Raw genomic sequence first — 13,022 nt, 5'->3', positions numbered from 1 at the left:
CTCTGGGCATGGCGGAGCCATCGGGCGGAACACGAACGGAATCCGGGCGGGCGCGGTGCGTGGTCTATCACGCCGGCGAGGTGCATCCGAAACTCGGCGAGGCGCTCCGAAGGCGCGGCCTGACCTGGAGCGAGTGGACCTCGGGGGCGATGACGCTCGCGGATGTGGTCCGGGACAACGGCGGCACGCGGGCCGTGCTGCTGGTCGTCGAGCCGCGACGACTGAAAGAACTCGGTGCGGTGATCGGCGTCGTGGAGCGATATCGCCCGGAGACGCCGATCTGGAAGTTTGATGGCACGGCGCTCTCGCGTTCGAGCACGGCTGAACTAAGAAGCACTGGTGCCGCGGGCGGCGCCAAGGACGTGCCTACAAAGCCCGAAGTCGTGGTCCGATCGGGTTTGGCCGACGTGATCCGGGGGCGTGGCGACTCGAGCGCGCCGGGCGGCCCAAAGTTGCGGTTGTCGGGGTTCACGGGACATGCGTTCTCGGACCCTGTGGTCGCGGATCGCGATCCGGAGTCGGCGAGCGGCCCGGACCTTACGGCCGAGGAACTGCGGATGCTGATGGGCGATCCGGGGAACGAGCACGGGCGTACGGAATCGTGAATGAGTTATGGGGTGTTGGGTATGGTGCGATCGTGGTCGTGAATCGGGTGGGTCTGCTCGATTCGGGTGGTTGAAGGGACGATAAAGACTGGGATTCTGCGTGGAGGCCGCGGTTGGTGGGTTTGATCGATCACACAACGGGTGTTCGGGTGATCCTCGTCGGACGGACGGGGCTGGACGCCACATTGCGTCGCGATGCCCACTTTGAGTTGGTCCGAGTCGGCGCGGCGTACGAGGCGATCGGTGAACTCGCGACGCCGATCGACGAGGAATCGCCGACGCAGTCTGTGGTGATTCTGGCGGGCGACGCGCAGGCGTGGCTTGGGTCGGCCGAGGATGGCGGCGGACGCGAGCGGTTTGTGGATTTTCTCCGCGCGCTTCGGATGGTCGATCCGGGCGTGAGAGTGTGCGGGATTGTCGGGCAGGACACGTCGGAGGCGAAGGGCCTTCTGGACGCGTCGATCGATGGCTCTTCGGCGAGCGAGGGCGTGCGGAGCCTGCTCAGCGTCCCGACCGAGGGGCGCGTGCAAGGGACGGAAAGTTCTCGCGTCTCGGTGCCTGTTTCGGCGGAGAGCGAGCAGTCTTTGCCCCAGCCTCCCGAGGGCGCGATGACCGACTTTGGGCCTCGTGCGGCGGTGCTCGATCTTGGTGATGGGCCAATCGTCGAGTGCATGCTGCAGGGGCGTGACATTCTGCCGGTGGCGTTGGAGCAGATTCGAGGTCGCTGCGGCGATCCGACGGTGGAGTTTGTCGCCGCCGAGCCGAGTGCGCCCCAGGCGCTCGGCGTGGTGGGCGTGCCGGTGAGTTACCAGGCGGTGGTGTACGGACGGCTTCTGGCGAGCGGTTCGGACGCGTCGGAGTTGCTGGCGCACGCGTCGTGGCTGGCGAGTTGGCTGCGGCTACGTGACCAGCAGATGCAGTTGCGTCAGGCCGCGTTCATGGACCCGCTGACGGGGGCGTGGAACCGTCGATACTTCGAGCGTTATCTGGCGACGGCGATCGAGGCGGCGCGTGAGCAGCGGTGGAACGTCACCGTGCTGATGTTCGACATCGATGATTTCAAGCGGTACAACGACCAGTACAGCCACGAGGCGGGGGACGAGATCCTCGTCGAGACGGTGCGCCTGATGCAGAGCGTGATCCGTCCGAGCGATCGAGTCTGTCGGATCGGCGGCGACGAGTTCGCGGTGGTCTTCTATGACCCGCGCGGGCCGCGCTCGCCCGAGAGCAAGCACCCCAAGACCGTGTTCGACATCGCGCAGCGGTTCCAGTCGCAGATCAACGCGCACCGGTTCCCCAAACTGGGCGGGAGCGCCCCGGGAACATTGACGGTGTCGGGCGGGCTGGCGACGTATCCGTGGGACGGGGCGTCGGCGACGGAACTCCTGCGCAAGGCCGACGAGCGGTCGATGCAGAGCAAGCGCCTGGGGAAGAACGCGATCGTCTTCGGGGCGACGGGCGGCGACGCGATCAGCGGTGATGGGCGTACGCTCAGGCCGTGAGCCAACGCGAGGTTGAAACTCCACATCAAGGGCGAGCGGGCACGCCGGCGTATGACGTCCTGGCGATCGATCTCGATGGAACGCTTCTGGACTCGCGCGGTCGCGTGAGCGAGGCGAACGTCGGGGCGATCGAACGGGCGCGAAAGGCAGGGGTGCTGGTGACGATCTGCACGGGGCGTGGGCTTGTGGAGTGTCTGGGGGCGCTCGAGCGGATCCGGCAGGAAGAGCACGTGGTCGTGGCGGGGGGGTCGATCATCGCGTGCCCGGTGGAGCGAAGGACGCGTGAGCGGTTCGGCTTGCCGACGGACGTGGCGCGGGGCGTGACGACGCGGATCGTGGATCACGGGCACGCGGCCCTGGTCCTCAAGGATCCGCTGGAGACGGGGTACGACTATCTCGTGGTGACGGGTCGCGGCGGGGAGCGGCTGGACCCGACGACGCGGTGGTGGTTCGACGAGCATCGGATTCAGTATCGCGAGGTTCGGCGGGTGGAGGATGATGAGCATCCGGAGCACACAGTGCGCGTGGGGGCGTGCTCGTATGCGAGTCGGTTGATGCCGTTGGAACGCGCGATCCATGGCGAGTTCGGCGGCGAGACGGTGATGCACAACTTTCCGGCGGTGGTGCGCGAGGAGGAGGACGGCGAGTCCACGCACATCCTCGAAGTGTTCCACAGCAAGGCGAACAAGTGGGACGCGGTGTGTGCGTTGGCGAAGCGGCGCGGGCGGGATGTCGCGCGGATCTGCGCCATCGGCGATCAGGTGAATGACGTCGTGCTCCTCAAGAACGCGGCGCTGGGGATCGCGATGGGGAACGGCGTGGAGGAGGCGAAGCGGGCGGCGAAACGGATGACTAAATCGAACAACGAGGATGGCGTGGCGGCGGCGGTGGAGATGGTCCTCTCGGGAGCGTGGTAACGCATGCAGTCACTGGCCGAGATTCGACTGATTCTGGAGTCGCGCGGGCTCTCGCCCCGGAAGCAGTTCGGGCAGAACTTCCTGCTCGACCAGAACCTGATCCGCAAACTCGTCGATGCGGCGGGCGTGGGGGCGGGGGATGTCGTGCTCGAGGTCGGGCCAGGGACGGGGACATTGACGGATGAGTTGGTGGCACGCGGGTGCGTGGTAGTGGCGGCGGAGATCGATCGCGGGTTGTGCGCGCATCTGCGTGAGCGATACGCATCGCTGAGCGAGCGATTCGTGCTGGTCGAGGGCGATTGCCTGGAGGGGAAGCGGACGCTTGCGCCGGCGCTGCGTGCGGCGATAGAGGCGGCGATGGAGAGAGCCAGGAGACATGAGTTTGTGCTGGTGTCGAACCTGCCGTATGGCGCGGGGACGGGGGTGATGACGACGCTGCTCGCGGAATGGTCGGGCGCGGACGGTGGGGCGGTGTGCCGGGGGATGTATGTGACGATCCAGCGCGAGGTTGGGGATCGGATGATGGCGAAGCCTGGGTCGAAGGAGTTCGGGCCTGTGGGGATCCTCGCGCAGCGTGTGGCGGAGGTGGAGCGTGTCGCGGTCCTGCCGGGGGAGTGCTTCTGGCCGAGGCCTGACGTGACGAGCGTGATGATGGCGATCCGGCGGCGGGGAGGAACCCAGGATCTGGACGCGCGCGGGCTGTTCGACTTTGCCCAGATGGTGCTGGGGAAGCGGCGGAAGCAACTGGGATCGGTGCTGGGGCGGGGGTTTGAGATGCCGATGGGGATTGATCCATCGAGGCGGGCGGAGGATCTGAATCTGGACGAGATGGAGGCGTTGTGGCGGGCGTGGGAGGCGGCGGGGGGGCGTTCTGGCGAGGCGTGATCGACGCGACGAGTTCGAGTTGAGGGTTTCGTGGAGTGGGTGTATTCTGGAGGTGCGATGGCGGAACACGGGGTGAATGCTGGGATGTCGGCCGAGGACGCCGATGGTCTGGCGCACATGCTGGAGCCGGTGCTGCGGGACCACTGCGGCGGGCGATTGGGCCCGATCGAGTGGTTCCGCTCGCAGTGGCAGCGTGGAGGGGCGGCGACGGGGTTCTCGTTGTGGTCCTTTGAGAACGGCGGGTGTGTGCCGGTGCTCGTGAAGTTGCCGGTGGGTCCTGTGGAGTATCGCTGGACATCGCGGCTTGGGAAGGTGGACGACCAGGGGTGGGCGGATGGCGCGGGGTTGCCTGTGCCGAGGGTTGTGGCGTGCGGGACGGAGGTCGGGGGGTATGACCTGGCGTGGGTGGTGGTGGAGCGGCTGTCGGGCTCGCCGCTGGGCGGGCATGGGTGCCACCTCGTTGAGCAGGACGTGCGAGACATGCTCGAGGCGGTGGTGGAGTTCCAGTCGCGGGCGGTGGCGGCCCATCCGGTGGACTCGAAGGCCGGTCGGGCGGTGAAGGAGCCGGACTGGGAGGCGCTGATTGCGCGCGGGCGCGAGGAGGCGCGGGATCATGTGATTGCCGATGCACCGCGGTGGAGCGAGGCGTTGCGGCAAGTGGGGCGGGCGCTGCCGGGGCTGCTCAACACGTGGCACGCGAGGCCGATCAACGCGTGGTGCCATGGGGATGTGCACCCGGGCAACGCGATGCGGCGTTCAAAGGAGAACGGGACGCCGACGATGCCGGGGGGGGAGAACGGGTTTGCGATTGGTGGCGGTGCGCCGTTTTGCTCGACTGCGGGAGAGAGCGGAAACGATGCGGCGGGGGAGGGGGGGTGCGTGTTGATCGACATGGCGCTCGTGCATCCCGGGCACTGGCTGGAGGATGCGCTCTATCTCGAGCGGCAGTTCTGGGGGCACGAGCAGTTCCTGCACGGGATCAAGCCGGTCTCGGAACTGGCGCGGCTGCGGCGGGAGCGGGGGATGGGTGGTGGCGGGAGCGGAGGGGGAGCGGCCGAGGATGGCGACTATGCGCATCTGGCGTGCGTGCGTCGAGTGCTGGCGGCGGCGTGTGCCCCGGCGCTGATCGAGCGCGAGGGGAACCCGAAATATCTCCACGCGGCGTTGGAGGTGGTGGAGAAGTTCCTGCCGATGGCGTCGAAGTAGGCGCTTGGGGTCGGGTGCAGGTGAGCGCGGGCCTCGTCGTTTCCCCGAATCTTCTAAGTTCTGGCCACTTTGGTTGACAAACCGGAATCGTGGTGCACATTCCTCCCTGGAGGCCCCAGTGTGACAGGGTCCAACCTGACGGGGCTTGGAGGCGGCCAGATGCGGTGCGAGACGAACAGCGGTACAGTGCGGACCACGGCTCGGCGGGAGGTTTGGGTTCGGGCGGCAATCGGAAGTGCCGTCGGTTTCCTGAGTCTGGCGGGGCAGGCCCTCGCCCAGACGCCCTCGATCGAGTACATTGAACCCTTAGCGGGCTTCACACGCACCAATGTGACGAGCATTTCTGATTCCGGGGTGGTCGTCGGATACAGCTTCAATCTAGATGATTCCGCCCGCGGACCAGTCTTCCGGTACACCCCGGGCGGAACGCGAACGGAGTATGGTGTCGGATTCGGCGCGGTCATCTCCGGGGACGGGCGTGTGATCTCGATCGGCACGAGCGGCGCGCTGGCGCCGCCACGGTTGTATTACGACGACGGCACCACGCGCGATCTTCCGAACCTGACGCTCGTCGGACAGGAGCGCCAGGGGTTCGTGACCCATCTCAACCACGACGGGAGCGTGGCGATGCTCGTCGCGGGCTTCGACCGTCCGGGCGAGGGCCGCAAGACGGCGTACCGCTGGACGGAATCCGGCGGTGCCCAGATCCCCCCCTTCCCCGGCGGGAGCACATGGAACCAGACCAACGGGGTGTCGAGCGATGGAAGTATCGTGGTCGGTGATTGGGCTCCAAGTTCATTGTCGACGGATCGGCCGTGGATCTGGGCGGACGGCGCGGCGTCGCTCACTCCGGTTCTCGATCCGGCGGGAGTCCCGATCCAGATCGGCGGCGTCGGTGCGATCAGCGGCGACGGACGTATGATCTTCTATGTTTCCGATGCGGGACCCGGCCTGCGGTACGTCTCCCGCGACGGCGTCGTCGAGCCCTGGGTGTTCGGTGGACCGCTCGCGGGAGCGAACATCTTTCCACGGTACGCGTCGTTCGATGGCCGCGTGCTCGTGGGCTCGCTGAGCCAGAGCGCCGGCGGCGGCTCCTGGATCTGGACGCAGGAGACCGGTGCGATGAGGGCGAACGAGTTTCTTCAACTGCACGGCGTGGATGTGCCGCTTGATCGTAATATCGGCTCGCTTCTCGTTTCGAACGATGGACTCCATTTTTGCGGCAACATCGGCCTTGTGGACGTCGGTGCACGCGGCTTCGTCGCCACCATCCCCGCCCGGCGTGCTCGGCTCACTGATCCTTGTAGGGATCGCCGCAACTGCGCGTCGGCGACGACGGTAGATGGAATCGGCCTCGTGTGTTCCCACAATCCGGCTCTTGTGTGCGCGGAGCCAAGGGCCATCACCCAGCGTCGCGGATGTCGTCTTCGGTTGGCTCGATGTCCAGGGCTTTGAGTTTCTTGTAGAGCGTCGTGCGGTTGATGCCGAGTTGCTCGGCTGTCTTCTGGCGGTTCCAGTGGTTCGCGCGCAGCGCCTTGAGGAGGATGCGGCGTTCGGGCTCGCGAAGGGCGGCGTCGAGCGTCATCGGCTCCCACGGCACGTCGGCGTCGTCTGTACCGGGTGAGTGGACCGCGTGCGTCGGCGCGGCGTCGGGATGCACCATCTGCTCGGGAAGGTCGGCGGGCGTGATCGTCTGCCCCTTGGCGAGGACGGCGGCCCTCTCGATGATGTTCTGAAGTTCGCGTACGTTGCCGGGGTAGCGATAGGCCATGAGCGCTTTCATCGCGTCGGGCGTGAAGCCGACGACCTGTCGCCCCAGGTCCGCCGAGTGCTTGTGCAGGAATCGCTCGGCGAGGAGGGGGATGTCGCTCACGCGGTCGCGTAGCGGCGGCAACTCGATCGGCACGACGTTGATGCGGTAGTACAGGTCCTGGCGGAAGCGACCCTCGGCGACGAGTTGCTCCAGCGGCTGGTTGCTCGCGAGGATCACGCGGACATCGACCTCGATCGTCTGCGTGCTGCCGACTGGCTCAAAGCGGCGCTCCTGGAGCACGCGCAGGAGTTTCAACTGCATCGCGGGCGAGGCCGAGTTGATCTCGTCGAGGAAGATCGTCCCCGTGTTAGCGGCGAGGAAGCGCCCGACCTTGTCGGCGTGGGCGCCGGTGAACGCGCCCTTGGAGTGCCCGAAGAGTTCGCTCTCCAGCAGCGTCTCGGGGATGCTCCCGCAGGATAGTTCGACGTAGGGCTTGTCGTGGCGCGGGCTGCGCTGGTGGATGGCGTGGGCGATGAGGCTCTTGCCCGTGCCGCTCTCGCCGCACATCAGGACGGTGGTCTTGCTGGGCGCGACGGCCTCGACGAGTTCGAAGATCCTCGCCATGCGGTGGTCGGAGCCGATGACCTCGCTGGCGCTCAGGCGTCCCTCGAGGCGTGTGCGGAGCGTGCGATTCTCCGCGAGGAGCGCCCGCTGCTGGAGCGCGCGATCGAGGCTCGAGCGGATCTCGGCATCAACGATGGGCTTCACGAGATAATCGCTCGCGCCCAGGCGCAGCGATTCCACGGCGGACTCGATCGTGCCATACCCCGTGAGCATGACGACCGCGCAGCCCAGGCGTTTGCGGCGGATGTCGCGGAGGAGTTCGATCCCGCTCTCGCCGGGGAGGGAGATGTCGCAGAGCACGACATCGAAGGGCGCGGCGTCGGCGTCCTCGTTGGCACGCTGGAGCATCGCGATGGCCTCGCCGGCGTTGCCTGCGGTGGCGCAGTCGAAGCCGTCGCTACTGAGGAACTCGGCGAGGGAGTCGGCGACGATCGGGTCGTCATCGACGATGAGGACGCGTCCGGCAGAGCCCTTGGGTGGCGCGATGCGGAGGCTCATGCCGCCCCCTCCGAGGAGGCGCCGATGGTCTCGTCGCTCGCGCTGCGCAGCGGGACGATGGCGCGGAAGCAGGCGCCCTTGCGCGGGGCCTCGCGCGACGGGACGCGCGTCGCGAGTTCGAGCGTGCCGCCAAGTTCGCGGACGATGTGATAGCAGATGGCGAGGCCGAATCCCGCGGAGCGATGGCTCGGGGTGGGCTGGAGGGAGAGCCGCGCGGGGACGCCCGGCGGCGTGGCGAGGCCGATGCCGTCATCGAGGACCTCGACCTCGATCCACGTGTCGTGGACATGGCCCGTCGATGTACGAGTCGTCGCGCCACTCGGGCGAGTGACCGCGATGGCGCGGATCTCGATGAGACCTTGGGCGAGGGCGGCGTCCGAATCGGTCCGACCGATGGACTCAGCGGCGTTCCGCAACGCGTTGAGGAGCACGGTGTACAGAGGCCCCGCGGGAAGGTCCGCGATCGCGGGGTCGAGGCTCGTCAGGATCTTGGTCCTCGGCGAGGCGACGGCCGAGGTGACCAGGGCCGCGTGGTCGATCGCCTGCGCCAGCGTGATGGGTGCGGCCCCGACAAGGAGCGCCGATCCGATCGACATGGAGTTAGATTGCAGGGCGGCATGCGCGAGGCCGGACATGCGCTCAAGGGCGTGCGAGGCGACGTCGAGTTGGCGCAGCGCGGTATCGACCGACGCGGTGCTCGCGACACCAACGCCGTGCTCGAGTTCCTTGCGTGCGAGGAGCACGAAGCGCATCGAGCCATCGAGCAGATTGCGGAGTTCATGGACGAGCGCACCCAGGCGCACGGCCTCGACGGGCGAGGCGTCGGGATCGGTCGCGGGATGCTCGCGGATCGTGCGTCCGAGAACTTTCCCCTTCGCGCCGGGCTTGTTGGGCTTGGGTCGATCGGGCATCCCACAAGCATCGGCGCGCGTGGCGCGCGGCTCAAACGTGACGTTGAGTTTGGGCAACGCGGGGGGCGCGAAGGTGTGTTTTCGGACGCGAATCTGCCGCGTTCACGCCACGCCGACGGCCTTGGCGTCGCGGTCGGAGAGCATCCCGCCGTCGGACCGCTGGCGGACTGTGCCGTCGCGTTTCCAGGATCGCTCGCAGCGCGGGCGATCGCGGAGGTCGTGGATGGCGGGCGCCTTCGCGTTGGCGTCGAGCCGCACCTCGCTCACGCCGAGCAGGTCGGCGAGATCGACGGCGTCGAACTCGCGGAGGACGCCGTCGGGATCGGGGAGCGTGACGCCCGCGTCGAGCGGGTTCTCAACACCGAGCGAGGCCTTGCCCGCTTCGAGCGCGCCCTGGCCTTTCTCGCGCGCGATCATGACGCGATCGAAGGCGGGGTGGACCTTGACGTCGAAGGCGGTCACGAACTCCTTGAGGTGGACGGAGGTCTCTCGCTCGTCGCTCGCGATGTTCCAGAGGGCGCGATAGGCCTCGTCGGCCGTGTGGCACGCGATCGGCGCGAGCAGGCGCGCGAGTCCGTCGGCGAGATCGAAGAGCACGGACTGCGTCTGCCTCCGGCGCGGCGAGTCGGCCGCGTCGCAGTACAGCCGGTCCTTCACCGCGGCGAGATAGACCGACGAGAGCGTCGAGTTGCAGAAGTCGAAGAGCGCTTGGTGGGCCGTGCGGAAGTCGTAGGCGTTGTACGCGCTCACGACGGCCTTGGCGAGCGTGTTGAACTCGCCCAGGACCCACGCGTCGATGGAGGTGGGGGGGATGGTCGCGAAATCGACGCAGTGCCCGGGCTTGCCGGGGCAGGTGGGCGTGAAGTCCGCGAGGTTGCTCAGCATGAAGCGCAGCGTGTTGCGGACCTTGCGGTAACTCTCGCCGGCGAGCGAGAAGAGTTCGACGTCCACCTTCACGTCGTTCTCATAGTTGAGCGACGAGACCCACCAGCGCATGACGTCCATGCCGAACTCGGTGCAGAGGCTGTCGACCTCGTATCGGTGCGCGTCGGGGCGGCTCTTGCTGAGTTTGCGTCCGTCGCGATCGACCATGAAGCCGTGGGTCAGGAGCGTGCGGAAGGGCGGTGCCCCCGTCACGCCCAGCGCCGGCAGCAGCGACAACTGGAACCAGCCGCGATGCTGATCGGAGCCTTCCAGGTACAGATCGGCGGGGAACCCAAGCGACCGCTCACGCATGACGGCATTCCACGACGAGCCCGATTCGAACCAGACGTCGAGGATGTCCGGGCCCTTGCGGAGCGTGCCGTCCCTCATCGCCTTGATCGCGAGTTCGCGCACGCGCGGGTCGTTTTTGAGGTCCGGATCGTTCTCGGGCGAATATCCCGCGAGGAGTTCGGTTGGGGCGAGCGTGAACCACGCGTCGGCGCCCTTCTGGCGCACGATCGCCGCGACGGCACGCACGGTCGTCGGCGTCATAAGTGCAGCGTCATAGCCGTCGGCGTCCTTCATGAGGAACGCGGGGATGGGCAGGCCCCACGCGCGCTGGCGCGAGATGCACCAGTCGGGGCGGGAGTCCACCATGCCGCGCATGCGGTTTCGGCCCCATTCGGGGACGAACGCGACGGTCGGCTTCGCACCCGGCGTGGGCGCGGCGATGGCCTCGAGCGCCATCTCGCGCAAGCCCTTCTTCTCGCGCTTCGTCGGCTCGTCCACGCCCACGAACCACTGCTCGGTGCAGCGGAAGATGACGGGCGTCTTGCTGCGCCAGTCGTGTGGATAACTGTGCGTGAACTTCTGCTCGTGATAGAGATGCCCGCTGTCGCGCAGGTGCTTCACAACGAGGTCATTGGCCTTCCAGATGTCGAGGCCCTGCAGCCATTGCGGAACGGTCTTGTCATAGGTCCCGTCGCCGCGCACGGGGCAATACACAGGGAGCGTGTGCTTGAGCCCGGTCTGGTAGTCCTCGGTGCCGTGCCCGGGTGCCGTGTGGACGAGGCCCGTGCCATCCTCGACGGTGACATAGTCGGCGGTGACGATCGACCAGACCTTGGACCGGTCGCAGGCGCGCTGCAGGGCGCACTCGGGGACGTCGGTCACGAACGGATGCGTGTACCGCAGGCCCTCGAGTTTCTCGCCCATGGTCGTCGCGAGCACGGCGACGCGCTCGGCCTTGGTGAGTTTCGCGGTCCGCTCCACGAGGTTCGCCGCGAGCACCGTGACGTTGCCATCGATCAGCGCGAGCGCATACTCGATCTTCGGGTGCACCGCCACCGCGACGTTCGCGGGGAGCGTCCAGGGTGTCGTCGTCCAGATCATGAAGCATGGACGCTGGTGCGGGCGTACGCCGGGCGCGGCATCGCCCGTCGATTCGTCGGCGTACTCGTCATCGCTCGAAGGATGCGGCGGAAGGCCGAAGGCGTCGTACACGGCGTCGGCGTCCATCGCCTCGAAATCCACAAACACCGAGACATCCTCGCGGTCGTAGTACTCGAGTTCGGCCTCGGCGAGCGCGGTCTCGTTGGCGATCGACCAGTGCACGGGCTTGACCGCGCGATAAACCAGGTTTTGTTCGAGGAGCCCCGCGAGGACCTCCAGCGTCGCGCCCTCGTACGCCGGCTGCATCGTCAGGTACGGATGCTCATAGTCGGCAAGCGTGAGCAATCGCTTCATCTGCTTGGTGTGCAGCGCGTGGAACTTCTCGGCGTACTTCTGGCACTCACGCCGGATCGCCATCTTGCGGGGCGCTTCCTCCAGCGACATGAGTTTGCCGAGTTTGCCCGACTCGTTGAGTTCGGTGAGGACCTTGTGCTCGATGGGGAGGCCGTGGCAGTCCCAGCCGGGGACGTACGCGCAGTCCAAGCCCTGCATCGTCTTGCTGCGGACGACGAAGTCCTTCAGGCACTTGTTCATGAGGTGGCCGAGGTGGATGCTCCCGTTGGCATAGGGCGGCCCGTCGTGGAACGTGAACTTCGCCTTGCCGGCGCGGGCCTTCCGCGTGCGCTCGTACAGGCCCATCTGGTCCCAGCGCGAGAGGCTCTGCGGCTCGTTCAGCACGAGGTTCGCCTTCATCGGGAACGACGTGGCGGGGAGGTTTAGCGTGGACTTGTAACGGTTCTTGTCCGGCTTGCCCGCATCAGCCTTTCCTGTGTCGGCCTTGGTCGAGGCGGTGCTTGGCGTGGATGGATTCGACATCGGTCGTGTCCTTCGGGTTTGACCTCGGGGGCCGCCTGTCGAAACAGGGGATGCCGCCGGGTCGGAGGCTTGTTCATGGATCGTACGGGGTATGCGACATAGGCCACACTCGGGTCATGGACCCAGCCGGCTGGGAATCGTGGTCGGCCCCGGTTGTTGTGTGATCGGTGCCGTTGCGGAGGTCAATGGACCATGGCGACGGTCGCGCTCACGCCCCAGACCGGGGCGTGGTAATTCGCAGGACATGACGTGGCGAGGTGCTCACGCAGGAATAGTAGGCGAATCGTGTTAGACGACGTGGGAGCGGCCGAACGCGCCGATGGGGTGCCTTACCGCCCCTCAAAGAGCGTCGAGGTCTTCAGGATCATGTGCCCCTGCGCCAGGAAGTGATAGCAGTGGGCGTGGATCTGGTTCGGGAACGGCTCAAACTCGATGACGCTCAGGCAGGGGCCCGCCGAATCGCTCCATTCGAGCACCAGTCGGTCGTTGGTCTCGACCGCGGATTTCATTTCTCTCATAGTCGCCTGGAAGACGCTCTCGGGGACGGTTTCTGTCTGGATGGAGAGCATGTATGAAATTCGGAGGGGATCGACGACGCACTCGTGATCGTGCTCGCCGAGGCAGGGGTACGCCGCGAGAACGCCCGAACTGGGGCTCTTGTGCTGGTCGGTGAGGAGTTCGCAGGCGCACGACCCACGGTGCCCGAAACGGAGGACGTGGGTGCCATGGCCCATGATCCAGGCCTCGAGTTCCATCCCCTCGTGCTTGACGAGTCGGCGGGCCTTGAGTTCGAAGTGCTCGGGGTGGAGGGCGCGGTTGTAGACCACCATCTGGTGGGTGTGGACCGTGGTACGGGTGGATTGGCTGCTCATGGGTGGTCCAAGGCGGGCGGTCCCGCGGGCGCCTCACCCACAAACTCTCGGGTGAGG

General features: G+C 66.9%; 10 protein-coding genes. 6 read left to right on the top strand and 4 right to left on the bottom strand.

Annotated elements, in window-relative coordinates; translation table 11 throughout:
• Positions 1-8 precede the first annotated feature (8 nt).
• From IPK69_04215 to IPK69_04190, 6 genes are all read left to right on the top strand, one after another.
• A complete protein-coding gene (locus tag IPK69_04215; protein QQS09833.1) occupies positions 9-605 on the top strand; it encodes a hypothetical protein in 597 nt (198 codons plus the stop codon).
• A gap of 122 nt (positions 606-727) precedes the next feature.
• The gene (locus tag IPK69_04210; GenBank protein QQS09832.1) at positions 728-2,107 is read left to right on the top strand and encodes a GGDEF domain-containing protein; all 1,380 of its coding nucleotides are present in this window, start codon (positions 728-730) and stop codon (positions 2,105-2,107) included.
• Positions 2,104-3,024 (top strand): HAD-IIB family hydrolase, encoded by a 921-nt coding sequence (locus tag IPK69_04205; protein ID QQS09831.1) that lies wholly within the window; start codon positions 2,104-2,106, stop codon positions 3,022-3,024. Before IPK69_04210 ends, IPK69_04205 begins: the two co-directional genes overlap by 4 nt.
• Before the next feature lie 3 nt (positions 3,025-3,027).
• Positions 3,028-3,909 carry a ribosomal RNA small subunit methyltransferase A gene (gene rsmA, locus IPK69_04200; GenBank protein QQS09830.1) on the top strand — a complete coding sequence of 294 codons (882 nt, stop codon included), beginning with the start codon at positions 3,028-3,030 and terminating at the stop codon, positions 3,907-3,909.
• A 57-nt stretch (positions 3,910-3,966) separates the two neighbouring features.
• Positions 3,967-5,115, top strand: coding sequence for a phosphotransferase (locus IPK69_04195; GenBank protein QQS09829.1), 1,149 nt, complete (start codon positions 3,967-3,969; stop codon positions 5,113-5,115).
• A gap of 120 nt (positions 5,116-5,235) precedes the next feature.
• A complete protein-coding gene (locus IPK69_04190) occupies positions 5,236-6,570 on the top strand; it encodes a hypothetical protein (protein QQS09828.1) in 1,335 nt (444 codons plus the stop codon).
• On the opposite strand, the gene IPK69_04185 is transcribed toward IPK69_04190, so the two are convergent.
• The 4 genes from IPK69_04185 to IPK69_04170 all read right to left on the bottom strand — a co-directional run bounded on the left by IPK69_04185 (position 6,518) and on the right by IPK69_04170 (position 12,965).
• Positions 6,518-7,990: a sigma-54-dependent Fis family transcriptional regulator gene (locus tag IPK69_04185; GenBank protein ID QQS09827.1), complete on the bottom strand. Its 1,473-nt coding sequence runs from the start codon at positions 7,988-7,990 to the stop codon at positions 6,518-6,520. The genes IPK69_04190 and IPK69_04185 overlap by 53 nt on opposite strands.
• On the bottom strand, positions 7,987-8,901 hold the full coding sequence (locus IPK69_04180) for a HAMP domain-containing histidine kinase (GenBank protein QQS09826.1): 915 nt from the start codon (positions 8,899-8,901) through the stop codon (positions 7,987-7,989). Before IPK69_04180 ends, IPK69_04185 begins: the two co-directional genes overlap by 4 nt.
• A 102-nt stretch (positions 8,902-9,003) precedes the next feature.
• Complete coding sequence (gene ileS / locus IPK69_04175; GenBank protein ID QQS09825.1) at positions 9,004-12,093, bottom strand: isoleucine--tRNA ligase; 3,090 nt, start codon at positions 12,091-12,093, stop codon at positions 9,004-9,006.
• 329 nt (positions 12,094-12,422) lie between these two features.
• Entirely contained in the window at positions 12,423-12,965 is a 543-nt protein-coding gene (locus tag IPK69_04170; protein QQS09824.1) for a DUF2617 family protein, read from the bottom strand.
• Between the last annotated feature and the right edge of the window lie 57 nt (positions 12,966-13,022).

This window comes from Phycisphaerales bacterium (genome assembly GCA_016699835.1).
Classification (GTDB): Bacteria; Planctomycetota; Phycisphaerae; order Phycisphaerales; family UBA1924.
This window is presented reverse-complemented; position numbering and strand designations above follow the sequence as displayed.